This is a genomic window from Stenotrophomonas sp. CFBP 13724 (genome assembly GCF_014841975.1).
GTDB lineage: Bacteria > Pseudomonadota > Gammaproteobacteria > Xanthomonadales > Xanthomonadaceae > Stenotrophomonas > Stenotrophomonas lacuserhaii.
In genome coordinates, this window is sequence record NZ_JACYUW010000001.1 from 679,610 (window position 1) to 702,947 (window position 23,338).

Consider the following 23,338-nt stretch of genomic DNA (forward strand, 5'->3'; position numbering starts at 1 on the left):
TCCGCCTGAACAGCAAGCACTCCCGCGCTGGGGCAGAATCAAGGGCCATGCGGCCAGGGAGGCGTTCCACCATGCGCGACCAAGCAGCACCGTTCCAGACCCACCTCGTGCAGAACCAGCCTCCCGCCTTCGCAGGGCGCCACCTGTGGGCCGATGATGCGGCGCTGGTGGAAGCGGTGGACCGCGGTGGTGCGTCGTCCTTCGCCGGTCGCCTGGCAGCGTACGGACGGCTTGCAGGCGATGCGCTGTACGGGCTCGGTTTCGATGCCAACCGCGATCGACCGCGCCTGCGCACCCACGATGCGCAAGGCCACCGCATCGACACCGTCGAGTTCCATCCGGCGTACCACCAGTTGCTGCGCACGGCCAAGGAACACGGCGTGGCCGGGCTGTCCTGGCATGAGCCGCAACCTGGCGCGCACGTGGCGCGCGCCGCGCTGAGCTACCTGCACCACCAGGCCGAAGCCGGGACCAGCTGCCCGCTGACCATGACCCACGCCGCGGTGGCGGTGCTGGCCGACCACCCGGTGTTGTCGGAGTGGGCAGGCAAGGCGGCCGCGCCGGTGTACGACCCGCGCGATGTGCCGATCGCCGACAAGGTCGGCATCACCCTGGGCATGGGCATGACCGAAAAGCAGGGAGGCTCCGATGTGCGCGCCAATGCCACCGTCGCCGAGCCTGGCGCGGATGGCAGCTACCGGCTGGTGGGGCACAAGTGGTTTCTCTCCGCGCCGATGTCCGACGGCTTCCTGGTGCTGGCACAGGCGCCGGCAGGCCTGACCTGCCTGCTGATGCCGCGGCGGCTGGCCGATGGCAACCGCAACGCCTTCCAGTTGATGCGCTTGAAGGACAAGCTGGGCGACTGGTCCAACGCCTCCAGCGAGGTGGAATTCACCGGTGCCCAGGCTTGGCGCGTGGGCGATGAAGGACGCGGCGTGGCAACCATCATCCACATGGTGATGATGACCCGGCTGGACTGCATGCTCGGCGCTGCCGCGGAAATGCGCATGGCGCTGGCGCAGGCGCTGCACCACGCGCGTCATCGGCACACCTTTGGACAACGCCTGTGCGACCACCCGCTGATGGCCAACGTGTTGGCCGACCTGGCACTGGAATCAGAAGCGGCGACCGCGCTCGCCCTGCATGTGGCGGCGGCGGTGGACCGCGCCGCGCGCGACCCGCGCCAGGCCCTGTTGGCACGGGTCGGCACCGCGCTGGGCAAGTACTGGGTATGCAAGCGCGCGGCGGCGTTCGTCAATGAAGCGCAGGAATGCCTGGGCGGAGCGGGCTACGTGGAAGAGTCGATGCTGCCGCGGCTGTATCGCCAGGCGCCGCTCAATTCGATATGGGAAGGCAGCGGCAACATCCAGTGCCTGGACGTGCTGCGCGCGATGCAGCGTGAGCCGGCGGCGCTGCAGGCGCTGCATGAGGAACTGCTGGCCGGCAGCGGACTGGATGCGACCTTTGACGAGGCGATGTCGCGCTGGTGGAACGCCCTGCCACCGGAGCCGGCGCTGGCGCGTGTGTACTGCGAGCGGCTGGCGCTGCTGCTGCAGGGGTCGATCCTGCTGCGTGCAGGCAGCCCGTTCGCGGCCACGTTCGTACGCAGCCGGCTGGGCGGTGAGCACGGCCTGGCCTTCGGCACGTTGCCGCTGGGGATCGACAGCGCGGCGATGTTGGCACGCGCGCTGCCCTGAGCCGGGGCAAAAAGAAAGGCGCCGGCCTGCGCCGGCGCCCGCCAGATGGAAGGGGGCCAATCAGTGCTGGCTGTGGTCGGCGTTGTCCTTGGCATCATCGGCAACGTCGCGGGCTTTGTCGGCCACGTTCTGTGCTGCCGTTGCGGTGGCTTCGCTGGCATTGGCAGCGGCATCCTTGGCGGCAACCTTGGCTTCGGCGGCGGCCGCAGCGGTGGAGTCGGCGGCACGGTCCAGCGCCTGCTGGGTATCGGCGGCGGCTTCGCGGGAGGCGGCGGCGGCGTCATCGGTGGCATCGCGGGTAGCAGCAGCGGCGCGGTCAACCGCATCGCGTGCGGCGACGCCGGCGCTGTCGGCGGCCTGGGCGGCATCCTGTCGCGCCTGTTCGGCTTCGGGACCCTTGCAGGCGGCCAGGCCGAGAACCAGCGCGGAGGCCAACAGGGACGTGGTCAGGGTGCGGATCTTCATGGCGCGCTCCAGGATCAGGGTTTCAGGGATCGCCAGCCTATTCATCGACCGGTCTAGGGCGGGTGAAGTTTTCTGCGCGTGCGCGCGGCTTTGGAGCCGACGGCAACGGCAACGTCAACAGCTGCAGGGTTGTTGGTTTGGTGGGGCGGGGTGGCTGTGCAGGACACGCCGTGAATCCGTCCATGGAGGCTCGCTTTTCGCATCCCTGCGAAAAGACGGTCCTGCACAGCCACCCCGCCCCACCTTCGACAGGTCCATGGTGGCCATGGGCAGAGCGGGGGTGGGAAGGTTGGGAGAAAAATGGGGTCAGAGTCCTTTCGCTATGCGAAAGGACTCTGACCCCTGCCTTCACGTCTGGTGGAGGGAGCCCCTGAGTCAGGGGCGGCCGCGAAGCGGCGGGGTGTGGGTGTTGGTGAGATGGGGCCCGCGGTTTGCGCAGCAAAGCGTGGGCGCGGCAGCGCGAATGCGATGACGTGGACCCGCGCCATGGATGGCGCGAAACGAGACCCGCAGGAGCGGCTTTTGCCGTCCCCGCGCCCAGCCCCATCGCCCGGCCCAAGCGAAGCTGCGGCTTTCAAGCCACCCCGCGAGGGGGTCCCACCCGTTCGACCACCCCGAACGGCAGGCAAAGAAAAAGCCGCTGGCGAACCAGCGGCTTCTTCAGAACAGCGTGAAGAGAGAAGTTATTACTTCTTGGCTTCTTCAGCAGCGTCCTTGGCCTGCTCGGCGGTGCCTTCGGCAGCCTTGGCAGTGTCAGCAGCTGCGTCGGCAGCAGCGTCGGTGGCGGCGCCAGCGGCGGCACCGGCAGCGTCGGCCGAAGCGTCAGCAGCGGTAGCGGCGGTGTCAGCAGCCTGCTGGGCAGCATCGGCGGTGGCGGTGCCAGCGGCAGCAGCCTGGTCAGCAGCGGCCTGCGCTTCGGTGGCAGCTTCGTTGGCCGAAGCGGCGGCGTCCTGGGCAGCTTCCTGCTTCGAGCAGGCAGCCAGGGCCAGGGCCAGGGACATAGCAACCAGCAGCTTGTTGATGCTCATTTGGTGAATCCTCGTCGTCGTTAGATAGGCAACGCGCAGTTGCGCGCCGCCAACATGATGACAAGCCACGAATGGCTGTCAAGCGATCCCGCATTCAGTTTTGCGAAACGGGAGTTAAATCCAATCAAATCAATTCGATGGCGATGGCCGTTGCTTCACCACCGCCGATGCACAGCGTAGCGATGCCGCGCTTGCCGCCGCGGCTGCGCAATGCGTGGACCAGGGTGACCACCAGACGCGCACCGGATGCGCCGATCGGATGGCCCAGCGCGCAGGCGCCACCATTGACATTCAACCTGTCGTGCGCGATGCCCAGTTCACGCATCGGCGCCATGGCCACCACCGCAAATGCCTCGTTGACCTCGAACAGGTCGACATCGGCCAGCGTCCAGCCTGCCTTCTCCAGCAGTTTGTGGATCGCGCCGATCGGGGCGGTGGTGAACCATTCCGGCTCCTGCGAGTGGGTGGCATGGGCAATGATGCGGGCCAGCGGCTGCAGGCCGCGGGCGTTGGCATCGTCTTCGGACAACAGCACCACCGCAGCGGCACCATCGGAGATGCTGGAGGAACTGGCGGCGGTCACGCTGCCGTCTTTCTTGAACGCCGGACGCAGGGTGGGGATCTTGGCGATGTCGGCGCGGGTGGGCTGCTCGTCGACGGAAATTTCGACCTCGCCCTTGCGGCTGGCGACCTTCACCGCGACGATTTCATCGGCGAATGCGCCATTGGCCTGCGCGGCCTGGGCGCGTTTGACCGACTCGATCGCGTAGGCATCCTGTTCTTCGCGGCTGAACTGGTACTTGTCCACGGCGCACTCGGCGAACTCGCCCATCGCCTTGCCGTCGTAGGCATTGACCAGCCCGTCGTGGGCCATGTGGTCCACCGCCTGGAAGTTGCCGAAGCGGTTGCCGGTGCGCGAATTGGGCAGCAGGTGCGGCGCGTTGGACATGGACTCCATGCCACCGGCGACGACGATGCTGGCCGAGCCGGCCTTGATCAGGTCATGCCCCAGCATGATCGCCTTCATGCCCGAACCGCACACCTTGTTCAGCGTGGTGGCGCCGGTGGACAGCGGCAGTCCGCCGGCGATGGCGGCCTGGCGGGCGGGCGCCTGGCCCAGGTTGGCTGGCAGCACGCAGCCCATGATGACTTCGGTAACGTCGCTGGCCGGCACGCCGGAGGCTTCAAGCGCGGCGGCGATCGCGGTCGCGCCCAGGGTCGGGGTGGGGACGCCGTTGAACTGGCCGAGGAAGGAGCCGATGGCAGTACGCTTGGCCGCGGCGATGACGATGTTGGACATGGCAATCTCGTTGTTGCGTGAGCAAATTCGGAAAAGGAGACGCGAGCCGTTGGAAGGCGACGCGAATCCCGGCAGACTGCGTGGGGGACGCCAGTATAGGCGGTGCCCCTGACTGCGGGTTGGCTGGCCCAGTGCCAGCATCCGGCGAGTGCGGCACTCGACACCTTCGACGGGGGATACAGGGATGAAACGGGTTCAACTGAATACGGCTGCAGGGATGAAGACCGCCCTGGCCATGGCGCTGGCCGCGGCATTGAGCGCCTGTGGAGGTGGTGGCGGTGGGGGCAACGTCCGCGTCGAACCACCCGTCCCGCCGCCGGTCACGCCACCGCCGGTGACCCCGCCTCCCGTTACGCCGCCGCCCGAAGCGCCGCCGCAGCCAAGCAGGCAGGGCCATCTCACCGCGATCAACGCGCTGGGCACCGGGCTGACCGGGCAGGGTGTGCGTATCGGCGTCGTGGACTCAGGCGTCAACCGCACCCATCCGGCGCTGGCCGGTCGTGTGGTCGCCAACTACACCTATGTCGATCCACGGGAGAACGACCTGGGACGCGACGATGTGGTCGGGCATGGCACCACCGTGTCGATGCTGGCCGCCGGTGGCGCCTATTCCGGCTCGCAGGTCGGCGTGGCGCCCGGTGCGGAGATCGTCTCGGCGCGGATCATCGCCGACAAGCGGCCCGTGGATGACGGCAGCGGCAATGGCAACCAGGTCAGTGGTGCGATCGGCCTGGCGCCGGTGCATCGCGACCTGATCAATGCCGGTGTCAAGATCATGAACAACTCCTGGGGTGGCCTGTACTGGACCAACGCGGCGACCACCGCACAGATCGCCGACGAGTACCGCCCGTTCATCACCAGCAACGGCGGACTGGTGGTGTTTGCTACCGGTAATGACGGCAGGTCCACCCCGTCGAACATGGCCGCGCTGCCGAGCCGCCCCGGTGTCGGCGGCAGCACGCCCGCGGCCGACCTGGTGCGCGGCTGGCTGGCGGTAACCGCCGTGGATACGGTCACCCCGACCCAGCTTGCCCGCTACGCCAATGCCTGCGGCGAAGCCGCCAGCTACTGCCTGGCCGCGCCCGGCACCGCGGTCTATCCGGATCCACAGGCGACCACGGCGACCGCAAGCTATTACTACGGCTGGGGCACGTCCTATGCGGCGCCACTGGTATCCGGCGCGGCGGCGCTGGTCTGGCAACGCTATCCATATTTCAGCAACGACCTGGTCCGCCAGACCCTGCTGGGCACGGCAACCGACATCGGCGCTGCCGGGGTGGACCCGGTGTTCGGCAACGGGCTGCTCAATGTCGGCAAGGCCGTGAACGGTCCGGGCCGACTGGACTGGGGCGATGTCAGCGTCAACGTCAACCGGCTCGGGCTGGATTCGGTATGGAGCAACGACCTCAGTGGGTCCGGCGGCCTGGTCAAGCAGGGCGTGGGCGCCTTGGGCCTGTCGGGACGCAACACCTACAGCGGTGCCACGCGCATTGAACAGGGCACGCTGGCGCTGCGCGGTGGCGCCTCGATCACTTCCAGCGTCGGTATCGTCGCCCAGGCCGGCAGCCCCGCTGGCGCCGCGCTGCAGTTCATGAACGGCACCACCCGGGTGGTCGGCAGTGTCGACAACGGCGCCAGCGTGGTACTGACCAGCGCCAACGCCGATGCCACCATTGAAGGCAATTACCTGCAGCGCGACGGTGCCCAGCTGATCGTCGCGCTGGGGGTCAACGCATTGAAGGTAACCGGCACGGCGACCCTGCAGGGCGGTGGGGTGGTCGTCAACGGCGCGATTGCCGGTTATGTGCCGGCCGATGGCACGCGGCAGTCGCTGATCCAGGCACAAGGGGGATTGTCCGGCCAGTTCAACACCGCGGCGGTGGGGCAGAACGGCGTGTCGCTGCTGGAATCTTCGTACGGCTATGACAGCACGACGGCATGGCTCGAATTGACCCGGGTCAGCGTGGTGGCCGCGGCCAGCGCGGCGTCGCTGGATGCGGGCGCACTGGCATCGGCCGAGCGCGTGGAGCGCGCCTTCGAACGGCTCGACGGCAGCCCGGACCTGCAGGGCAGTGCGTTGGCCGATTCGGCCGGCGAGCTGCAGCGCACGCCCGGTGGCATCAGCGGCCTGTCGGCCAGCCTGGACAGCCTGTCCGGCAAGGCCCACGCACTGGCCACGCAGGCCACGTTCGACAGCGTGGACATGAGCCGCCGTGCGGTGGCTGCGCGCTTCGGCCAGGTGCAGGCACGCCCGGCGCTGCGTGGTGCGTGGCAGCGTGCGCTGGGCGAGGCAGGGCAGGGCAATTTCGCCGGCAATGGAGCGCAGACCCGGGGCTGGATGGTGGGCCATGAGAGCGCGTTGAGCGGCAATGGCGTGCTGGGCGTGGCCTTCGGCGAAGTGCGCAGCAACGCCAGTGGTAACGACAACGGTGGACTGGGGCGTGATCGCCAGGCACAGGCGCAGCTGTACGCCGGTTGGAGCGAGGGACGTGGCTATCTGCTGGCGCAACTGGGCGCTGGACAGTTCCAGCGCCAGGTGGATCGTCAGCTGCTGCTCGGTGCGCAGGCGGTAGCTGCCGGCGCGCGTTACGGCGGCCGCTTTGCCAGTGTCAGCATGGAATCCGGGCTGCGCTTTGGCGGCCCGCGTACGGCGCTGACGCCGTACGTGGCGGCCAGCCAGGTGCAGGTCCGGTCGGACGGGTTCACCGAGCAGGGCGGGCTGGGCTTCGGCCTGCGCATGCAGGACACCCTGGCGCGGCGCAGCCTCGCCATGGCCGGTCTGCGCGCAGAGCGCCAGTGGCGGCGCTGGACGCTGCGCGGCTACACCGAATGGCAGCAGGAGCTGTCCAGTGAGGGGTTCGATGCTCAGGCCGGCTTCACCGGCGTGGAGGCGTGGGCCCCGCTGGTTTCCGGCGCATTGCCGCGTGCGTCGGGCCTGCTCGGCGTGGCGCTGGAAGCCGGGGTCGGACGTAGCGGCCGGGTGTCGTTCGGCTACGACCAGCGCTTCGGTGGTGGCCTGGATGTATCGCAGGCGGCGCTGAACTACAGCACCGGCTTCTGATTCCGGGGCCGCGCGGTCGGCTTTCCGGGTCGGCGCCGTGGGGTCTGATGGAAGGCGCCGCGCTTTGCGCTCGCCGAGCATGGCTCGGCGTTACCGGGTTTTCCGGGTCGGCGCTAGCGGCGGTCAGCCGGCGCGCAGGTCGCCCAGGCGCGGAGTGGCGCGTCCCATCGGCAGCTTCAGTCTGCCGATCGACTGGATGCGCGCTTCGGCAATGCGGTCGGCCGCGCGCTGCGGGGCGATGTTCTCGCGCTGGGACAGCGCAAAGATGCGGCCCAGGTTGTGGTAGATGCTGCGGATCAGGCGCATCGCGCGTTCGCGGTTGTAGCCGTCGATTTCCAGCGAGACATTCATCACCCCACCTGCATTCACCGCGTAATCCGGCGCGTACAGGATGCCGCGCGCGTGCAGTTCGTCGCCCACTTCCGGGTTGGCGAGCTGGTTGTTGGCGGTGCCGCAGATGATGCGCGCCTTCAGCCGCGGCAACACGTCCAGGCTGATCGCACCTTCCAGCGCACACGGAGCGAACACATCGGCGTTGACCTCGTGGATCTCGTCCGGCTTCACCGCCTCGGCGCCGTACTCGGATACCGCGCGGTCCACCAGCGATGCATCCAGGTCGGTCACGTACAGTTTGGCGCCGCGGTCGCGCAGCAGCTTCACCAGTTCCATGCCGATGTGGCCCAGCCCCTGCACGGCGATGCTGGTCTTGCCTACTTCCTCATGGCCCAGCTTGGCCTGCAGCGCCGCCATCAGCGCCTGCAGCGCACCGTAGGCGGTGAACGGGGCCGGATCACCGGAGCCGCCATGCACCTGGTGGACGCCGGTGACGAACTGGCTTTCCAGGTAGATGTTTTCCATGTCGTTGACATCGGTGCCGACGTCCTCGGCGGTGATGTAACGACCACCCAGCGCATCGACCTGGCGACCGAAGGCACGCAGCAGCACTTCGGTCTTGTCGGTGCGCGGGTCCCCGATGATCACCGCCTTGCCACCGCCGACATTCAGCCCGGCCAGTGCGTTCTTGTAGGTCATCGTGCGGCTGAGTCGCAGCACGTCGGCCAGTGCTTCGTCCGTGCTCGCATAGGGACGCATGCGCACACCGCCCAGGGCCGGGCCCAGGGTGGTGCTGTGCAGGGCGATGATGGCCCGCAACCCCGCGTCGGGGTTGTTGCAGAAAACGACCTGCTCGTGACCGGTAGTGGCGAGGGTTTCGAATAGCATGGCGACTCCGTTGGCGTGAACAGCAGCGAACCACTTCGAACAGGCCAGCAACGATAAGGGTGCAGAAACAAAAAAAGCGACGTCGTCAGTTCAGGGGACGGGCCGCGCGGCGCCATTCTAGTCCATTCCCCGGGGTGGTGCTGTGCACGTCCGGGCCCATGGCCAAGTGGGTGGCCGGGTTAAAGAACCGACCCTGTCGGCCGATGCTGGATGCACGGCGGTGTCCGCCTGAACCCAAGGAACGGTGCGGTGGCAGTAAAGCAATCCTACGCCCGCTTTGCCGGGCCATGCGGGGCGGGCCGATGAGCATGACGGGCAGCAGTGGCTGGGCCGGCTGGTGGGGGCGGCTGTTCGGCCGTGCCGGGGCGGGACATGCCACGCAGCAGCGCATGCAGCGCCACGATGTCTTCGTGGCCGAAGCCGCTGCGCCGGCCAGGGCGGAAGCCGATGCCCATGCCGATGCCGAGGCGCGGCTGCACTCCGGCCTGTATGCACTGGCCCTGCACCCGGCCCTTGATGGCGGCGCTGCCTGCAACGACGCCCTGCTCGAGGCGACCCGGCAGGCGCTGCTGTCACGTGACTGGAGCGCGCGCCAGTTGCCGCGGCGCCCGCAGCTGCTGCCGCAGCTGATCCAGACCGTCAACGACCCGGAATCCTCCGCGCGGGCGACCGCGGCGATCATCGGCCAGGATCCGGTGCTGACAGGCAACCTGCTGCGCATCGCCAACAGCCCGGCTTTCCGCATGCAGGAGCGGCCGGTGGACAGCCTGCAGCGGGCCATCACGCTGGTCGGCACCGAAGGCATCCGGCAGATCATCAGCGCGGTGCTGGTGCAGCCGGTCATGCACCTGCAGTGCAGCGAGTTCCCGCAGTTCAGCACGATCATCTGGGAGCATGCGCTGCTGTCCTCGCGCGCGGCGGCCGACCACGCGCGCACGGTGAGCCAGCAGGATCCGTTCGCCGCGCAGTGGCTGGGGCTCACCCAGGGCCTGGGCGCGGCGCTGGTGATGAAACAGCTGCTGCAGGAAGCGCAGACGCTGCAGGTGCCGCTGGACTACCCCAGCGCCGAGGCGGTGCTGCGTCAGTGGACGTTGCCGGTCGCCCAGCGCGTGGCGGCGGCCTGGGAGCTGCCCGCGCCGGTGCACGAAGCGCTCAAGGAAACCAACGCCGACAGCCCGCTGCCACGCACCCTTCGCTTCGCTCGCGCGGCGGCGGCGGCCAGCCTGTTGGCCCGGCATGGGCACATCGGCAAGAGCCAGGGGTTGGCCTGGCTGGAGCAGCTGCCCGGCACCCCACCGCATGCCCTGCTGTGGATCTGGCGGCGCCTGCACGGTCGGCCGGTTGAAACCCTCGCCGACGAACACGACGGCGACGCCTGAGCGGCGTCAGAGCTGCGATTCCAGCGGCAGCCAGCTGATCACCCGGGCACTGGCGCGCAGGCGCACGCTGCTGTCCGGTTCGGTGTCGACCCAATGCGGCGGTGGATCCCGTTCCAGCCAGCGCACCCGGTCCTGTGCGTCCAATGCCAGCCACCAGCTCTGTTCCGGGCTGGACAGCCGCAGGTATTCGGCCGTCAGCTGGGCCGCCAGCAACGGGTCGTCGAAGATCACGCCCATTTCCGTGTTGAGGTAGGCCGAGCGCGGATCCAGGTTGAAGGAGCCGACGAAGCCGTGCCGGTCATCGAGCACGAAGGCCTTGGTATGCAGGCTGGCACCACTGCTGCCGAACAGGCCGGAACTGGTCGCCTTGCCATGTGCCTTCAGTTCGTACAGCTGCACGCCGGCCTGCAGCAGCGGCACGCGATAGGTCATGTAGCCGCCGTGCACGGCGACCACGTCGTTGGCGGCCAGGGAGTTGGTGACCACGCCGACCTGCACGCCGCGTTCGCTCAGCCGGGATAGTCCATCCAGCCCCTCGTTGCCGGGCACGAAGTACGGCGATATCAGCAGGGCCTTGTGCTGCGACGCCGTCAGCATCTGGACCAGGTCGCTGACCAGCCAGTTCTGCGGATCATCGCGGCGATGCTTCATGGGCGGATCGGAAACGATGCGCACGTTCCTGCTCCAGTGCAGCGGCGCCGCACTGGCCCGTGCGCGCTGCCGCGACTTCGCCACTTCCGCAAGGTACGGCCTGGCCGATTCCAGTCGTGCTTCATTGTCCGATTCGCGCATCAGCAGGCGCAGCTGCTGGCGCGTGTGGTAGGCCAGCGCGGCGATCGGCACGGCCGCTTCGCTGTTCCAGTAAGCGTCGAACACGGTGTTGGCCTGGCCGACCGCTTCACCGGCCACCAGCAGGTCCAGGTCGCGGAAGTTCACGTCCGGGCGCGCGCTGAAGTACTCCTCGCCGATATTGCGGCCGCCGACGATGGCGACCCGGCCATCGGCGATCCAGCTCTTGTTGTGCATGCGGTGGTTGACCGAGAAGAACCGCTGCACCATCTCCAGCATGCGCCACGGTCCATTGCGGTTGCGGAACGGGTTGTACAGGCGGATCTCGATGTTGGAATGGGTGTCGAGCGCCATCATCAGCGCGTCCTTGTCCTGCGCGTTCATGTCGTCGAGCAGGATCCGCACGCGCACGCCCCGTTCGGCGGCGTCGTGCAGGGCACGCGCCATCAGGTGGCCGATCAGGTCGTCCTTCCACATGTAGTACTGCAGGTCCAGGCTGCGTTCGGCGCGTTCGGTGATGACCGCGCGCGCAGCGAAGGCATCCAGTCCATCGGACAGGAAGGCCACGCCGGATGCCCCGGGATGCGCCGCCTGCAGCGCGCTGACCTCGCGGTCGATGCGGGTCTGCGCGGGGTGCACCGGCAGCACGTGCGATGTTTCCCCGCGTGCCTGCGGAGTGAGGTAATCGGCCAGCAGCAGGCCGGACAGCACCAGCAAGACCAGCAGCGCAAGCACGATGGCCAGGCCGCGCAGCAGCCGGCGCCACAGGGGAAGGGGTTTACTCATGCACCGATCCTAACCGCCAGGCCGGTGCACGCGCAGTGCACTGCTCAGAAACGCTCGTCGCTGCCCAGGTAACGCCAGCTGCCCGGGGCCAGTTTGCCCAGCGAGACACGCCCGATGCGCAGGCGGCGGATGCCGACCACCTGCATCGAGGCGCCCGCGCAGGCTTCGCGCAGCATGCGCGGATGCAGGCCCTTGCCGGCGAAACGCAGCCGCTGTTCGCTCTGCCAGCTGATCTTGCAGCCGGGAATGGTGCGTCCGTTTTCTTTCAGACCGGTCTGCAGCCGGGCCACGTCCCACATCGCCCGCTCGCCCTGGATATCCACCAGGAACTCCTGTTCGGTGCGCGCAAGCTGCTGCTGCAGGTGGGCGATGATCAGCGGGTCCTGGCTGACCACCACCAGGCCACTGTCCGAAGCGGGCAGCGCGGCGGCCAGCTGCAGGCCGTGGAAGTGGCGCTGCAGCGGACGGATGCTGCCCAGGTCCAGCGGGCTCTGCGATTCCGGGGTGACCATCGCGCTGAGCGTATGCGCAGCCGCATCGACCGGCTTGGCCAGCAGCATGGTGACGCGCTCGGTTTTCTCATCGCGTGCGGCCGGGTCCATCTCCACGGTCTCGGTGGTGACCTGCGCCTGCGGCTGTTCCACCACCTGGCCATCCACGCGCACCCAGCCGCCTTCGATGTAGCGGCGGGCTTCGCCACGGGGGCAGCCGAGCAGTTCGGCCAGGCGTTTGTCGAGACGGGTGGAGAGCATGGGGCAAGGAACCTCAAGGGGGCGCGCAGTGTACCTGCCACGGCGCCTGGCTGCTTCAGCCGCCGCGGTGGGCCAGTTCAGTCAGGAACAGCCGGGTGTCGAATTCCAGCTGCAGGTAGTCCGGTTCCATATGCTGGCATAGCTGGTAGAAGGCCTTGTTGTGGTCGGCTTCCTTCAGGTGCGCCAGTTCATGCACCACGATCATCCGCAGGAAGGCGGCCGGAGCCTGCCGGAACACGCTGGCCACGCGGATCTCGCGGCTGGCCTTCAGGCGTCCGCCGTGCACGCGCGACACCGCGGTGTGCAGGCCCAGCGCATGTTTCACCACTTCCAGCTTGTTGTCGTAGCAGACCTTGTTCAGGTGCACCGACTGGCGCAGGTAGCGGTCCTTGAGGTCTTGGGTGTAGTCGTACAGCTGGCGGTCGCTGCGTACCTCGTGCGCCTCGGGATAGCGGCGCTGCAGCAGCGCGCCAAGGCGGTCTTCGGCCAGCAGCTGGCGCACCTGTTCCTGCAGGGGTTCGGGGTAGCCGGTCAGGTATTTCAGGGAGGGCATGGGGCTGCCGGGGCTCCGGTATCATGGACGTCCCTAAGATAGACCAGTTGCAGGCAGGACCATGGCAAAGCCGAACGCGCTGCAGGAACAATTGCTCAAGGCCGGGTTGGCCAAGAAGGCGCAGGCGAGTGCCGCGGCCCGCGAGCAGGCCAAGGCCCGCCAGGGCAAGGCGCCGGATGCATCTGCGGAGATCCAGCGCGAGGCCGAGCGCGTGCGGCTGGAAAAGGTCGAGCGTGACCGCGCGATCGCCGCCGAACGCAATGCACAGCTGCGTGCCACCGAAGGCCGCGCGCAGGCTCGGCAGATCGTGCAGGCGCATGCGGTTCCGCACGCGGGCGAGAGCGAGTACCGCTTCACCCACGGCGAGGTGATCCGCACGTTGCTGATCGACGCCAAGCTGCGCAAGGCGCTGTCGGCCGGTGCGCTGGTGATCGTGGCGGCGGGCGAAAGTTATGCGTTGTTGCCGCGCGCGGCGGCGGAAAAGGTGCGCGAACGCGCCCCGGAACTGATTGCGGTCGACCACGGCCAGGCGGGTGAGAGCACGGTCGCCTCCACCGGCAATGCCGAGGACGATGCGTATTACGCGCAGTTCCAGATTCCGGACGACCTGGTCTGGTAAAGGGTTTTTCTGCGCTTGCGCGCGGGCTTGAAGCAACGGCAACGGCAACGGCAACGTCAACGTCAAAAGCTGCGGGGCTGTGGGTTGGGCGGGGTGGGGTGGCTGTGCAGGACACGCCGCAAGTACGTCCCTGTAGGCTCGCTTTTCGCATCCATGCGAAAAGACGGTCCTGCACAGCCACCCCGCCCCGCCTTCGACAGGTCCATGGTGGCCACGGGACCTTCGGTAGCGCCGACCCATGGTCGGCGGATTCTGGAGGAATGGGGTCTGATGGATTCCGCCGACCCATGGTCGGCGCTACCAGACCGCCACCCTAGGGGCCGTCGCAAGCGACGTTGGCAGCGGCTCCTGCCGCTGCCTTCGGCGCCACCGTTTTTTTTGCTTTTTTTTACGCGGGTGGGAGCCACCGGAACCTGTCGGGGGTCGGGCGGGGAGGCTGTGCGGGGCCTTGAGCGGCAGGAGCCGCGAAGAGCTACATGGACGTACTTGCGCGTGCCGCGCATAGCCTCCCCGCCCGACCCAACCCAGCTCCAGCTTCAAAGCCACCCGCGAGGGGGTCTCACCCGTTCGCCACACCCAACGGGTGCTTCACCCGTGCGGGATTAGGCTGGATACCCATATCCCCCGTGGAGGAAGCCCCCATGGCCACCGGATGGGCACAGGACGGCGCCGTGCAGGACCAGATCGACGCCACCGTCGACGATGCCATCGCCCGCGCCCGCAGCCAGCTCAAGCAGGGCCCCGGCCTGGAACACTGCGAAGAATGTGGCGCCCCGATCCCGCTGGCACGCCGCCAGGCCGTGCCCGGCGTCCGCCTGTGCGTGGCCTGCCAGCAGGCCCACGACGAAGACGAAAGCGCGCAGTCCGGCTACAACCGCCGCGGCAGCAAAGACAGCCAGCTACGCTGAACCAGCAGCGTATTGCCCAAGCTCGCGGACAGAAAGATGGGGTCAGAGTCCTTTCGCATAGCGAAAGGACTCTGACCCCTGCCTTTGTTTTTTTATCACGCGGCCGGCGGGCCCGGAACCTGTCAGGGGTCGGGCGGTGGGGCTGGGCGGGGGCGTAGAGCGCCATGGATGGCGCGAAACGAGGCCCGCAGGAGCGGCTCTTGCCGTCCCCCGACCAGCCCCACCGCCCGACCCAGACCAAGGCTGTAGGTTCAAAGCCGCCCGCGAGGGGGTCCCACCCGTTCGACAACCCCTCAACCGTCGCCCTGGATCCCACCCGGCGCCGTAGACGGATCCAGCCACCGCCGCACGGTGCGCTGGAAGAACAGGTTGTTCGGCAGCTGCAACACCGTGCCTTCGTGTCCCTCGCCGGTTTCCTGCAGCGTGGTGTAGATCAGGTTCACATCGATCACCCGGCCCTTCAGCCCCGGCTTCTCGCCGTTCTCCAGTACCTCGATGTAATCGTGCAGGCGGAACGGCCGCGTGGTGAAGATCAGCAGGGTGCAGAAGATGTTGGAGAGCACGCTCCAGGCCGCGAAGAACGCCACCGCGCCCACCGCCGCAAAGCCGGTGAAGGCCGTCCACAGCACCGTCCCGGAGGTGCCCAGGATGCGCAGGATCACCAGCAACGTACCGAAGTAGATGACGAAGGTCGTGATCCGGCGCGCGCCCATCACCATTTCCGGCGGCAGGGTGTAATGCGCAGCGAAGCGGCGGATCAGCCGTCGCAGCACCAGCTTCAGCAGCCAGGCGGCCAGCAGCGTGGCCAGTACCAGCAGGACCATCTCTGCTTGTTCCAGCCAGGCATGGGCCCACGGCGGCAGGTACTTTTCCATCGAACAGACATCCGGTAACGCAGGGGGAGGTCGATGTTACCTGCGCCCGGCCCGGGGATCGACCATCGCCATCGCGCCGGGCAGCTCGGCACAGGCCGCTACTACGCCCTGCTGCAGCAGGCAGGCGCGGTTGCCCTGCAGGCGCACCTGCAGTTGCAGGGGATTGCCCTGCAGCAGTCCGCAGACGAGGATGGCAAGCAGGCCGCTGGCGGCGGGGGTGGACATGGGCCTTCTCCTTGGCCGTGGTGGCCGCTGGGTGTCTGGCTTGGATGCAGGTGGGGGCCGAAAGGTTTAACGCCACCTCCCGCTCAACCGCTTTAAACCTTTTCCGCAGGTGCCGCATCCAAGGGTCATGCTCGACACGCTCACGCCCGCACTGGATACAAACCTGCCTGCCTACGACGAACCGGCGGTGGTGCGGGCTGCCGCCGCGGGCGATGTGGCCGCCTACGAGCAGCTGTACCGGCGGCATGCGCCGCGCCTGTTCGCGGTGGTGTGGCGGTTGTGCGGCGGCCAGCAGGCACGTGCCGAAGACGCGCTGCAGGAAGCGTTCCTGCAGGCTTGGAAAGCGCTGCCGGCCTTCCGGATGGACAGCAGCATCGCCACCTGGCTGCATCGGCTGGCGGTCAACGCCGCGTTGATGGAGCTGCGCGCACGCAGCAACCAGGCCCACGACAGCCTGGACGATGCGGACCTGGACCTGCCGGAAATGCACGTGCATGACCGTTGCGCCGGGACCGAGCGCGACCTGGAAAGGGGGCTGGCCACCTTGCCGCCGCGCGCCCGCGCCGTGCTGGTACTGCATGACATCGAAGGCTGGAAACACAGTGAGATCGCCGAACAGCTGCAGATGGCGGTCGGCAGTTCGAAGGCACAGTTGCATCGAGCACGCGGCCTGCTGCGCGCGCGCCTGGGAGACATGACATGACCCACGAAGACCCCCGTATGACCGACGACACCGACCACACCGACGATGCGCTGCAGCAGCGCCTGCGCGCGCTGCCAAGGGAGCTGGCGCCGCCAGGTGACGGTTGGGCACGGTTGCAGGCTGCGCTGCCGCCGCGGCCGGCGATCGTCGCCGCCCCGCTGCGCACGCTGGGCCACGGCCGCTCCGCACGGCGCCGCCTGCGCTGGGCATTGCCAGCCGGCGCGGCATTGGCCGCCAGCGTTGCCTTGTACTGGGTGGCGCCGATGACGATGCAGCTGCCATCGCAGACGCCGGCTGCGCCCAGCGTGCTGCAGCAGCAGGCCAGCGCGATGAGCGCCGATTACCAGCAGGCCATCGCAGCGCTGCCACGGGTCGATGCGCCTGAGTGGCGCCCGGCGCTGCGCGAGCTGGACGACAGTGCCCACCAGATCCATGCCGCGCTGGCGCAGAGCCCGCGTTCGCGCCACCTGCTTGAACAGCTTCAGCGCACCTATGCGCTGCGGCTTGAACTGACCCGGCAGGCGGCAACGTCCGCTACCGGCCTGCCCAGCTGATCCGATCCAACAGGAGAATCATGACCATGAACGCTTGTTTCCTACGCCGCCCGCTGCTTTTCGCCGCGTTGGCGCTGCTGTCCCTGCCGGCGTGGGCGGACACCCGCGTCGATGAGCGCCACGCCATCGCCAGTGGCGGGCGGGTCGAATTGAGCAACATCGCCGGCAAAGTGGTGGTACGCGGCTGGGACCGCAGTGATGTGCAGCTCACCGGCACGCTGGCCGAGGGATTGACCTTGAAGCAGGAAAAAAGCGCCAACCGGGTGCGCTGGGAAGTGCAGTACCCGCGGCGCAGCAACAGTGGCGGCGCCACGCTGGAACTGCGCGTGCCGCGTGCGGTGGAGCTGCAGCTGGGTACGGTGAGCGCCGGCCTGGACATCAGTGCGATCGACGTCAAGCGCCTGCAGGCAAACACGGTCAGCGGTGACCTGCGCGCTGCCGGTCGCAGCGGCGAGAGCACACTCAACACCGTCAGCGGTGATATTGACGCGCAGGTGCAGACCCCCCGCATGGACGCGCGGACGGTGAGTGGCAGCATCCGGGCCGGTGGTGGGTTGTCCGGCGAAATCGGCGCCACCTCGGTGTCGGGCCGGGTTGGCGTGGAGGCCGGGCGCACCCAGCGCATGGTGGTGGAAACCGTATCGGGCACGGTCGAGCTGTCCGCGGCGGCCTTGGCACCGGGCGGGCGGATCAGCGTGGAATCGGTCAGCGCGCCGATCTCCCTGCACCTGCCGCGCAACGTGTCCGCGCAGCTGTCGGTGAACAGTTTCAGTGGCTCCATCCAGAGCGACGCCGGCAAGGTGGAACGGCCGCGTTACGGGCCAGGCAGCTCGCTGGATACCCGGTTGGGCAATGGCGATGGGGACATCAGCCTGGAATCGCATTCCGGTGGCGTGCGGGTGCGGCTGGATCGCTGACCCGTTGGCAGGGGCCAGCCTTGGCCGGCCGCGGCGGTGATGCCGCCGCGGTCGCCGACGCGGTCAGCTGGCTTTCTTCAGCGACCAGGTGTTGCCGAGGACTTCGATCTTGCCGCCAGCCTTGCGGAACGCGGCCAGGTCGGCGGCGATGCTGTTGCTGCTGGGCGTGGAGGATGAACCGCCCTTGCGCTCGTTGCGGATGGTGTTGCTGGCCTTCGCGGGGGTCTTTGCCTTGCGGGGCATGGGTGCTCCTGTCAGGTGGAAGGGTGGGGAGGGGTCCAGGCAAGTGCCTGGTTCTGGTAATCCTGCCGTTCACGCTGGCAGTCATCGCCGCCCATCTCGAACTGGCGACAGATGGCGGGGCGCTGCGTATAGATGGAACAACGCAGGTGATACGGGTCGATGGCTGCGCACCAGCCTTCTTCGTTCTGCGCCATGCGGCGACCGCCGTGGCCGTCGCTTTCAACGAACCAGATGGGGACGTCATCGCCCGGCATCAACCACACCGGCATACGGCAGCACACCGCGTCACAGCGACGACAGTCGATGGAGGAGGGGGTCTGCTCAGGTTGTAAGGCCTCGTGGGCCTTCGTAATGCCCAAGGATGGTCTCGATCGCGGCTCGGAGCGGGTGCGTGGTCATGGCAGCGCCAAGGAAAGCATGGCCACAGGGCCCGCAGGGGGCGGCTGCGCACTGGAGAGCGCGGCGTGCGCCACAAGGGCGGCACGTCAGCGGTAAGCGCAGGTGAATGTCAAGCCGGTCGAGTTTAACGCGGATAGTGCGGAGATATGTTAATGCGAACCCGCTGCGGCCAGCGCGAGGCCCTGCACGACGCCGAAGGAGGCGTCGCCATGCACCTGCCGCGCCTCCGGGAAGGCGTCTGCGGCGGCCTGCCGCAGGTAGCCGGCGCGGGACATGCCGCCGGTCATGAACACCGCATCCGGTGCCTGGTCGATGTCCTGGCGGACCTGGTCGAGCAGCTCGCGCAGCTGGCCAAGGTAGCCGTGCGCGGCGTGCCTCAGGCCCTCGGCGGAGGTTTCCGCCTGCAGGTCCTTTTCGATGAACGGCAGCGGACTGGCATGCGCGGCAACGCCACTCAGGCTGATCTTGGCGCGTTCCACCTCACGGTACAGGCGTGCGGTGTTGCCGGTGTCCTGCAGCGCCTGCAGCCGGCTGCCATAGGGGTCTTCGACGTGGTCGTAGCTGTGCTGGCGGAAGTCGCGTTGGCGGGTCATGTCCTGCACCATCGCCGCTTCCACGTAGTGGTGGGTCGGCACCCGGGTGATGCCACGGCCGAACAGCGGCATGTAGGCGGCCAGGCTGAGCGCCAGATCGATATCGGTACCGCCGCGGGCGATGCCCCAGGCGCGGTGGATGCGCGGCGGCTCGCCCCCGCCCACGCGGGCATGGGCGATGTCGGTGGTGCCGCCGCCGATGTCCACGATGATCGCCTCGTGCGGCTGCCCACTGGTGGCGTGGTAGTGCATGGCGGCAGCGGCGGGCTCTTCCATGAAGGCCACTTCGTCGAAACCGGCGCCCAGCGCGGCTTCGCGCAGGATCGCCAGCGCCTGGTCGTTGCCGGCATCGCCGATGGAACTGCGGAACTGCACCGGCCTGCCCAACAGGGCTTCGCGCACCGGTGCGCCCAGCTGCGCGCTGGCGGTGAGCCGGATGTGTTCCAGGATGTGGGTGGCGATCCCGGTGATGGTCTGGCGAGCGCGCGGATGCAGGTTGTAGCCGAGCATCGATTTCGGGCTCTGCACCAGGTTGCCTTCGTTCTCCTCGAAGTAGGCTTCCAGCGCGTCATCGCCATACACCGCGTTCTGCAGCAGCTGGCTGGAACTGCGCGGCTCGGCCATGCGCTTTTCCATCCACTGGCGGCGCAGCGACAGCAGTGCTTCGCGGCGCAGGGCTTCCAGCGGGCGGGCTTGACCGTTGGCACGTGCCTGGGCGGCGGCCGCTTCGATGAGCGCCTGCAGCTCATGTTCCTGGCCGGGTTCCAGCTTGAACTCACCGGGGTCCTGCATGATGCCCGGGAAGTACACCGAGGTGCGGAACTGGTCGGCGTCGCCGAAACGGATCGGCTGTACCTGGCCATCGCGGACGATGGCTGCGGCGGAGTTGCTGGTGCCGAAGTCGATGCCCAGGCGCATGGTGGGGTTCCGCTGTTTCGAGGGCCGCGCACTGTAGCGCGCTGGCCGGCCCAGCGGTAGGGCCGGTCCGCCAGGGCGGGCGGTTACAATGGCCGCTGTTGAACTACAGCCAGGTTTCGCCCGATGTCCGCCACCCCCGCCTGCCCGCAATGCACGCTTGAAAACACCTATGCCGATGGCGCCCTGATGATCTGCGCCGACTGCGGCTTCGAGTGGACCGCCGAGGAAGGTGTCGGTTCCGGCGTGGTGGTACGGGACAGCAACGGCAACGTGCTGGCTGCCGGTGACACGGTCACGGTGATCAAGGACCTGAAGGTCAAGGGCTCGTCGATCCCGCTCAAGCAGGGCACGGTGATCCGCAACATCCGCCTGGTGGAAGATGATGCCGAGCATATCGAAGGCAACTCGGACAAGATCAAGGGCCTGGTGCTGAAGACCTGCTTCCTCAAGAAGGCCTGATGCCTCAGCGGCCCAGCCGGGCGCTGGCCTGCTGCCGCCGCCAGCGCTGCAGGCTGTCCAGCTTGTCCTGGTAACGTGACTGCAGGGCTGCACCGCCCAACGCCTGTGCGCGCGCCAGTTCGTCATTGGCACGCTCCAGCTGGCCGGCCATCAGGTAGGCACGGGCGAGCGCGAAATGGAACTGGTGTGCGCTGTCGTACAGACGCAGCGCACGCCGGTAATAGGTGATGGCCGCATTGGCATCACCGGCGCGTTCGGCCTGGGTGCCCAGCACATACTGGAAGAACGGATCACTCTGCCGCACGCTGCGCAGGCGGGCCTGCAGGCGTGCCGCTTCGCTGGTTTCGCCCAGCCGCAACAAGAGGTTGCTCGCATTGGCCAGGCTGGCGGGGTTGCGCGGTGCGATGCGCAGCGCATCGGCGTAATGCTGCCGCGCAAGTGCCAGGTTGCCCTGGCGGGTTTCCAGGACGCCAAGGTTGTTCAGCGCCGAAGGGAAGTCGCTTGCCTGGCCCAACGCGGCGCCGTACCACGCACGCGCGCCTGCCACGTCACCGGCCTCCATCCGTTCGGCACCGCGGTTGTTGTAGAAGTGGGCAAGCGCCCGCGCATCACTGATCGGCCGTGGGCCGTCGCGGTCGTACAGCACGTTGCGGTCCAGGTCGACGGTGCCGCGGCGGCCGTTGAATTCGATGCCCGCGTTGACGTGGCCGACGTTGTAGAGCACGCCGGCGTCCTGGTACCACGACACCACCTGCGCCACTTCCTGCACCTGCGCCTGGATGCCGATATGGCGCGCCAGGGTGACGAACAGCAGGGTGAAGGACAGGCAGTTGGCGCGACGATGCTGCCATGTCTCTTCGATGGTGTAGGTCGCCCCGGCGTCGTACTGCAGGTCCATGCCATCGCGGTCGAAGATCATTTCCGCCAGTCGAAGCAACTGTGGTCCGCGGCCGCCGCCGGGATCGATGACGCGGGCCTGCAGCAGCGCGGACAGTGCCGGCGGGATGGCCGTCACTTCAGCCGGGGAGGGGGCCGGTACCGTCGGTGGCACGGTCTGCAACTGGGCGGAAGGGATATCCACCGTTGGCTGGGCCATCGCCGGAGCGGCGGCCAGCGCGACCAGGGCAAGCATCACCACGGCGTGCAAGGACAGGCGGCTCATCGCCATTCTCCGCAGGCGCGGCACGCGCCATTGGGCCGAGCATAGACCGGCCCATGCCCGCCGCCGCACCGCTGGTCGGACACATGCCGGTCATCCACAGCGGGTGTGGACCATGCGCGGAGAAAGCTGTGCATAAGTGGCGATGACGCTGTCGTTGCAGGGCGCGTGAATGGGTGGTGAAAGATTGTCCAGTGCTTGCGTCGCGGCGGCCCGCTGGCACATCCTGAGCCGATGGAATTCCAGCCGATCATCCTGCCCGCCGGGCAGTGGGACGCCCTGCAGGCCAGCTATGCCGCACCGCCGCGGGCCTACCACCACTTCGGCCACGTGCGCGCCTTGCTTCAGCACGCGCAGTGGGTCGCTGCGCAAGCGCCGTGGCAACAACCGCGCGAGGTCTACCTGGCCGTGCTGTACCACGATGCGATCTATGAAAGCGGGCGCAAGGACAACGAGGCGCGTTCGGCTGAGCTCGCTGCCGAAGCCATCGCACAGTGGCTGCCCGAACAGGACATCGACGTGGCGCGGGTGCGCGAACTGATCCTGCTGACCGCGCGCCACGGCAGCCTGCAGCCCGGCGACGTCGACGACGAGGCGGCGTTGTTCCTGGACTGCGACATGGCCATCCTCGGCGCGCCCGAAGCGGTGTTCGACGCCTACGACCGCGGCGTGGCCGAAGAGTACGCCGGCAGCGTGCCTGCGTTCCTGTACCGCGCCGGCCGTCGCCGCTTCCTGCGCAACCTGGCGCGGCAGCCACGCATCTACCTCAGCGATCTGTTCCACCAGCATTTCGACGCACCGGCACGGGCCAACCTGCTGCGGGTGGCCGGGCCCTGACAGCGGCCGCTACACTGGCGGCCTGTCCTGTTGGCCTGATTGCGTGACTGATCCCGATCCCCGTCCGATACCGCCGGAAGCGCCCGGTCCGAATGAATGCTGCGGCAGTGGCTGCCCGTTGTGCGTGCTCGACCTGTACAGCGAAGCGCTGCAGAACTACCGGCAGGCGCTGGCGGCATGGTTGCTGCGGCATCCGGAGGCAGGCGCGCCATGAACCGTGCACGCGACCCTCGCTGTGCCAGTGGCATTGCGATGGTGGCGTTGCTGCTGTTCGTGGCGACCGCCCTGTGGACCCAGTTCGCGCGCGCTGACCTTGACTGGGTCAACGCTACCCTGAGCCTGTATCTGCACGGACCCTGGGGGGTTGCGCTGCGCACGGCGTACTGCCTGCTGGCAGGGGCCATCGTGGTACTCGGGCTTTCCATGTACCGGCACCTGCGCGGTCCGCGCCGCAGTGGCGCAGCAGCGCTGCTGTTCGTGTGTGCCGGGCTGGGCCTGGTTGGCGTTGCGGTGGGGGACAGTTGGCTGCCCGAGCGGGCCCCGCTTGCGTGGCCGCTGGTGCACGGCCTTTCGGCGATGACCGCATTCCTGTGCGCCAGCGTGGCGATGCTGCTGCAGTCCTGGTACCTGCGCCGCGAACCCGGTTGGAGGCGCGCGGCGGCGGTGCTGTGGTGGTGGGCGTGGCTGGCCTTCGTGCTGTTGTGGCTGCACGTGCTGTGGCGTGGACCGCCGCGCGGGGCAGGGCAGAAACTGGTGATCGCGGTGATCGTCGGCTGGCTGCTGTGGTTGGCGTGGTCCAGCTGGCGCCACGCGCGCCCCCCACGCTGAGCGGACGCCCATTCCGGCACACCCCCTTGGCAGCTGCCGGGCGTATCGTGGGCGCAGGTCAGGTCCCGGT

25 protein-coding genes are annotated in these 23,338 nt (G+C 68.1%); 12 read left to right on the forward strand and 13 right to left on the reverse strand.

Going from position 1 to position 23,338, the window contains the following annotated elements:
• Positions 1-71 precede the first annotated feature (71 nt).
• The gene (locus tag IFT63_RS02910; protein ID WP_192083197.1) at positions 72-1,697 is read left to right on the forward strand and encodes an acyl-CoA dehydrogenase family protein; all 1,626 of its coding nucleotides are present in this window, start codon (positions 72-74) and stop codon (positions 1,695-1,697) included.
• 60 nt (positions 1,698-1,757) lie between these two features.
• Here the strand turns inward: IFT63_RS02910 and IFT63_RS02915 are convergent, their stop codons facing one another.
• From IFT63_RS02915 to IFT63_RS02925, 3 genes are all read right to left on the reverse strand, one after another.
• The gene (locus IFT63_RS02915) at positions 1,758-2,162 is read right to left on the reverse strand and encodes a hypothetical protein (RefSeq protein ID WP_042613274.1); all 405 of its coding nucleotides are present in this window, start codon (positions 2,160-2,162) and stop codon (positions 1,758-1,760) included.
• 686 nt (positions 2,163-2,848) lie between these two features.
• Complete coding sequence (locus IFT63_RS02920; protein ID WP_042614545.1) at positions 2,849-3,190, reverse strand: hypothetical protein; 342 nt, start codon at positions 3,188-3,190, stop codon at positions 2,849-2,851.
• Positions 3,191-3,314: 124 nt separating this feature from the next.
• The gene (locus IFT63_RS02925; protein ID WP_192083198.1) at positions 3,315-4,490 is read right to left on the reverse strand and encodes an acetyl-CoA C-acyltransferase; all 1,176 of its coding nucleotides are present in this window, start codon (positions 4,488-4,490) and stop codon (positions 3,315-3,317) included.
• Between the two features lie 217 nt (positions 4,491-4,707).
• Here IFT63_RS02925 and IFT63_RS02930 point away from each other — a divergent pair, with 217 nt between their 5' ends.
• A complete protein-coding gene (locus IFT63_RS02930) occupies positions 4,708-7,551 on the forward strand; it encodes an autotransporter serine protease (protein ID WP_249404323.1) in 2,844 nt (947 codons plus the stop codon).
• A 123-nt stretch (positions 7,552-7,674) separates the two neighbouring features.
• On the opposite strand, the gene IFT63_RS02935 is transcribed toward IFT63_RS02930, so the two are convergent.
• Complete coding sequence (locus IFT63_RS02935) at positions 7,675-8,772, reverse strand: Glu/Leu/Phe/Val dehydrogenase (protein WP_042614542.1); 1,098 nt, start codon at positions 8,770-8,772, stop codon at positions 7,675-7,677.
• A 302-nt stretch (positions 8,773-9,074) separates the two neighbouring features.
• On the opposite strand from IFT63_RS02935, the gene IFT63_RS02940 reads away from it, so the two are divergent.
• Positions 9,075-10,151 (forward strand): HDOD domain-containing protein, encoded by a 1,077-nt coding sequence (locus IFT63_RS02940; RefSeq protein WP_249404324.1) that lies wholly within the window; start codon positions 9,075-9,077, stop codon positions 10,149-10,151.
• Between the two features lie 6 nt (positions 10,152-10,157).
• On the opposite strand, the gene IFT63_RS02945 is transcribed toward IFT63_RS02940, so the two are convergent.
• The 3 genes from IFT63_RS02945 to IFT63_RS02955 are packed head-to-tail and all read right to left on the reverse strand — an operon-like array spanning position 10,158 to position 13,031.
• On the reverse strand, positions 10,158-11,726 hold the full coding sequence (locus IFT63_RS02945; RefSeq protein ID WP_192083200.1) for a phospholipase D family protein: 1,569 nt from the start codon (positions 11,724-11,726) through the stop codon (positions 10,158-10,160).
• 44 nt (positions 11,727-11,770) lie between these two features.
• Positions 11,771-12,478 (reverse strand): RNA pseudouridine synthase, encoded by a 708-nt coding sequence (locus IFT63_RS02950; RefSeq protein ID WP_042614540.1) that lies wholly within the window; start codon positions 12,476-12,478, stop codon positions 11,771-11,773.
• A gap of 55 nt (positions 12,479-12,533) precedes the next feature.
• Positions 12,534-13,031: a M48 family metallopeptidase gene (locus IFT63_RS02955; protein ID WP_042614539.1), complete on the reverse strand. Its 498-nt coding sequence runs from the start codon at positions 13,029-13,031 to the stop codon at positions 12,534-12,536.
• A 61-nt stretch (positions 13,032-13,092) separates the two neighbouring features.
• Between IFT63_RS02955 and IFT63_RS02960 the strand changes: the two genes are divergently transcribed.
• The gene (locus tag IFT63_RS02960) at positions 13,093-13,650 is read left to right on the forward strand and encodes a DUF2058 domain-containing protein (protein ID WP_042614538.1); all 558 of its coding nucleotides are present in this window, start codon (positions 13,093-13,095) and stop codon (positions 13,648-13,650) included.
• A 641-nt stretch (positions 13,651-14,291) separates the two neighbouring features.
• Positions 14,292-14,558: a DksA/TraR family C4-type zinc finger protein gene (locus tag IFT63_RS02965; protein ID WP_042614901.1), complete on the forward strand. Its 267-nt coding sequence runs from the start codon at positions 14,292-14,294 to the stop codon at positions 14,556-14,558.
• Between the two features lie 293 nt (positions 14,559-14,851).
• Here IFT63_RS02965 and IFT63_RS02970 read toward each other — a convergent pair whose 3' ends face one another.
• Both IFT63_RS02970 and IFT63_RS02975 read right to left on the reverse strand, forming a co-directional pair.
• Positions 14,852-15,382, reverse strand: coding sequence for a mechanosensitive ion channel family protein (locus IFT63_RS02970; protein WP_249404385.1), 531 nt, complete (start codon positions 15,380-15,382; stop codon positions 14,852-14,854).
• Positions 15,383-15,469: 87 nt separating this feature from the next.
• Positions 15,470-15,658, reverse strand: a complete 189-nt coding sequence (locus tag IFT63_RS02975) for a hypothetical protein (protein WP_042615091.1) — start codon at positions 15,656-15,658, stop codon at positions 15,470-15,472.
• Positions 15,659-15,785: 127 nt separating this feature from the next.
• On the opposite strand from IFT63_RS02975, the gene IFT63_RS02980 reads away from it, so the two are divergent.
• Genes IFT63_RS02980 through IFT63_RS02990 form a run of 3 tightly spaced genes read left to right on the forward strand, consistent with a single transcriptional unit; the run spans position 15,786 to position 17,832 of the window.
• Positions 15,786-16,361: a sigma-70 family RNA polymerase sigma factor gene (locus tag IFT63_RS02980; protein WP_042615090.1), complete on the forward strand. Its 576-nt coding sequence runs from the start codon at positions 15,786-15,788 to the stop codon at positions 16,359-16,361.
• A gap of 17 nt (positions 16,362-16,378) precedes the next feature.
• Positions 16,379-16,915, forward strand: a complete 537-nt coding sequence (locus IFT63_RS02985) for a hypothetical protein (protein ID WP_192084116.1) — start codon at positions 16,379-16,381, stop codon at positions 16,913-16,915.
• A 26-nt stretch (positions 16,916-16,941) separates the two neighbouring features.
• Positions 16,942-17,832 (forward strand): DUF4097 family beta strand repeat-containing protein, encoded by an 891-nt coding sequence (locus tag IFT63_RS02990; RefSeq protein ID WP_192083202.1) that lies wholly within the window; start codon positions 16,942-16,944, stop codon positions 17,830-17,832.
• Positions 17,833-17,895: 63 nt separating this feature from the next.
• On the opposite strand, the gene IFT63_RS02995 is transcribed toward IFT63_RS02990, so the two are convergent.
• The 3 genes from IFT63_RS02995 to IFT63_RS03005 all read right to left on the reverse strand — a co-directional run bounded on the left by IFT63_RS02995 (position 17,896) and on the right by IFT63_RS03005 (position 19,985).
• Entirely contained in the window at positions 17,896-18,075 is a 180-nt protein-coding gene (locus tag IFT63_RS02995) for a hypothetical protein (protein WP_042615088.1), read from the reverse strand.
• Positions 18,076-18,086: 11 nt separating this feature from the next.
• On the reverse strand, positions 18,087-18,380 hold the full coding sequence (locus IFT63_RS03000; RefSeq protein ID WP_192084117.1) for a YkgJ family cysteine cluster protein: 294 nt from the start codon (positions 18,378-18,380) through the stop codon (positions 18,087-18,089).
• Positions 18,381-18,623: 243 nt separating this feature from the next.
• Positions 18,624-19,985, reverse strand: a complete 1,362-nt coding sequence (locus tag IFT63_RS03005) for an Hsp70 family protein (RefSeq protein WP_192083203.1) — start codon at positions 19,983-19,985, stop codon at positions 18,624-18,626.
• A 123-nt stretch (positions 19,986-20,108) separates the two neighbouring features.
• On the opposite strand from IFT63_RS03005, the gene IFT63_RS03010 reads away from it, so the two are divergent.
• Entirely contained in the window at positions 20,109-20,444 is a 336-nt protein-coding gene (locus IFT63_RS03010) for a zinc ribbon domain-containing protein YjdM (RefSeq protein ID WP_042615086.1), read from the forward strand.
• A gap of 4 nt (positions 20,445-20,448) precedes the next feature.
• Here IFT63_RS03010 and IFT63_RS03015 read toward each other — a convergent pair whose 3' ends face one another.
• Positions 20,449-21,606: a tetratricopeptide repeat protein gene (locus IFT63_RS03015; RefSeq protein ID WP_192083204.1), complete on the reverse strand. Its 1,158-nt coding sequence runs from the start codon at positions 21,604-21,606 to the stop codon at positions 20,449-20,451.
• A gap of 231 nt (positions 21,607-21,837) precedes the next feature.
• Between IFT63_RS03015 and IFT63_RS03020 the strand changes: the two genes are divergently transcribed.
• From IFT63_RS03020 to IFT63_RS03030, 3 genes are read left to right on the forward strand one after another with little or no spacing between them, the layout of a single operon-like run.
• Positions 21,838-22,440 carry a hypothetical protein gene (locus IFT63_RS03020; RefSeq protein ID WP_042615084.1) on the forward strand — a complete coding sequence of 201 codons (603 nt, stop codon included), beginning with the start codon at positions 21,838-21,840 and terminating at the stop codon, positions 22,438-22,440.
• A 43-nt stretch (positions 22,441-22,483) separates the two neighbouring features.
• The gene (locus IFT63_RS03025; protein WP_192083205.1) at positions 22,484-22,654 is read left to right on the forward strand and encodes an oxidoreductase-like domain-containing protein; all 171 of its coding nucleotides are present in this window, start codon (positions 22,484-22,486) and stop codon (positions 22,652-22,654) included.
• Complete coding sequence (locus tag IFT63_RS03030) at positions 22,651-23,268, forward strand: DUF998 domain-containing protein (protein ID WP_192083206.1); 618 nt, start codon at positions 22,651-22,653, stop codon at positions 23,266-23,268. Before IFT63_RS03025 ends, IFT63_RS03030 begins: the two co-directional genes overlap by 4 nt.
• The last annotated feature ends 70 nt before the right edge of the window (positions 23,269-23,338 follow it).

Bases quoted from the DNA above. Each gene is read 5' to 3' on its own strand.
- IFT63_RS02910 (WP_192083197.1), top strand. From the start codon at position 72: ATGCGCGACCAAGCAGCACCGTTCCAGACCCACCTCGTGCAGAACCAG.
- IFT63_RS03020 (WP_042615084.1), top strand. From the start codon at position 21,838: ATGGAATTCCAGCCGATCATCCTGCCCGCCGGGCAGTGGGACGCCCTG.
- IFT63_RS02925 (WP_192083198.1), bottom strand. From the start codon at position 4,490: ATGTCCAACATCGTCATCGCCGCGGCCAAGCGTACTGCCATCGGCTCC.
- IFT63_RS03015 (WP_192083204.1), bottom strand. From the start codon at position 21,606: ATGAGCCGCCTGTCCTTGCACGCCGTGGTGATGCTTGCCCTGGTCGCG.
- IFT63_RS02975 (WP_042615091.1), bottom strand. From the start codon at position 15,658: ATGTCCACCCCCGCCGCCAGCGGCCTGCTTGCCATCCTCGTCTGCGGA.
- IFT63_RS02990 (WP_192083202.1), top strand. From the start codon at position 16,942: ATGAACGCTTGTTTCCTACGCCGCCCGCTGCTTTTCGCCGCGTTGGCG.
- IFT63_RS02915 (WP_042613274.1), bottom strand. From the start codon at position 2,162: ATGAAGATCCGCACCCTGACCACGTCCCTGTTGGCCTCCGCGCTGGTT.
- IFT63_RS03030 (WP_192083206.1), top strand. From the start codon at position 22,651: ATGAACCGTGCACGCGACCCTCGCTGTGCCAGTGGCATTGCGATGGTG.
- IFT63_RS02930 (WP_249404323.1), top strand. From the start codon at position 4,708: ATGAAGACCGCCCTGGCCATGGCGCTGGCCGCGGCATTGAGCGCCTGT.
- IFT63_RS02945 (WP_192083200.1), bottom strand. From the start codon at position 11,726: ATGAGTAAACCCCTTCCCCTGTGGCGCCGGCTGCTGCGCGGCCTGGCC.
- IFT63_RS02995 (WP_042615088.1), bottom strand. From the start codon at position 18,075: ATGCCCCGCAAGGCAAAGACCCCCGCGAAGGCCAGCAACACCATCCGC.
- IFT63_RS02920 (WP_042614545.1), bottom strand. From the start codon at position 3,190: ATGAGCATCAACAAGCTGCTGGTTGCTATGTCCCTGGCCCTGGCCCTG.
- IFT63_RS02970 (WP_249404385.1), bottom strand. From the start codon at position 15,382: ATGGTCCTGCTGGTACTGGCCACGCTGCTGGCCGCCTGGCTGCTGAAG.
- IFT63_RS02935 (WP_042614542.1), bottom strand. From the start codon at position 8,772: ATGCTATTCGAAACCCTCGCCACTACCGGTCACGAGCAGGTCGTTTTC.
- IFT63_RS03005 (WP_192083203.1), bottom strand. From the start codon at position 19,985: ATGCGCCTGGGCATCGACTTCGGCACCAGCAACTCCGCCGCAGCCATC.
- IFT63_RS02980 (WP_042615090.1), top strand. From the start codon at position 15,786: ATGCTCGACACGCTCACGCCCGCACTGGATACAAACCTGCCTGCCTAC.
- IFT63_RS02965 (WP_042614901.1), top strand. From the start codon at position 14,292: ATGGCCACCGGATGGGCACAGGACGGCGCCGTGCAGGACCAGATCGAC.
- IFT63_RS02950 (WP_042614540.1), bottom strand. From the start codon at position 12,478: ATGCTCTCCACCCGTCTCGACAAACGCCTGGCCGAACTGCTCGGCTGC.
- IFT63_RS03010 (WP_042615086.1), top strand. From the start codon at position 20,109: ATGTCCGCCACCCCCGCCTGCCCGCAATGCACGCTTGAAAACACCTAT.
- IFT63_RS02985 (WP_192084116.1), top strand. From the start codon at position 16,379: ATGACCGACGACACCGACCACACCGACGATGCGCTGCAGCAGCGCCTG.
- IFT63_RS02955 (WP_042614539.1), bottom strand. From the start codon at position 13,031: ATGCCCTCCCTGAAATACCTGACCGGCTACCCCGAACCCCTGCAGGAA.
- IFT63_RS02960 (WP_042614538.1), top strand. From the start codon at position 13,093: ATGGCAAAGCCGAACGCGCTGCAGGAACAATTGCTCAAGGCCGGGTTG.
- IFT63_RS02940 (WP_249404324.1), top strand. From the start codon at position 9,075: ATGAGCATGACGGGCAGCAGTGGCTGGGCCGGCTGGTGGGGGCGGCTG.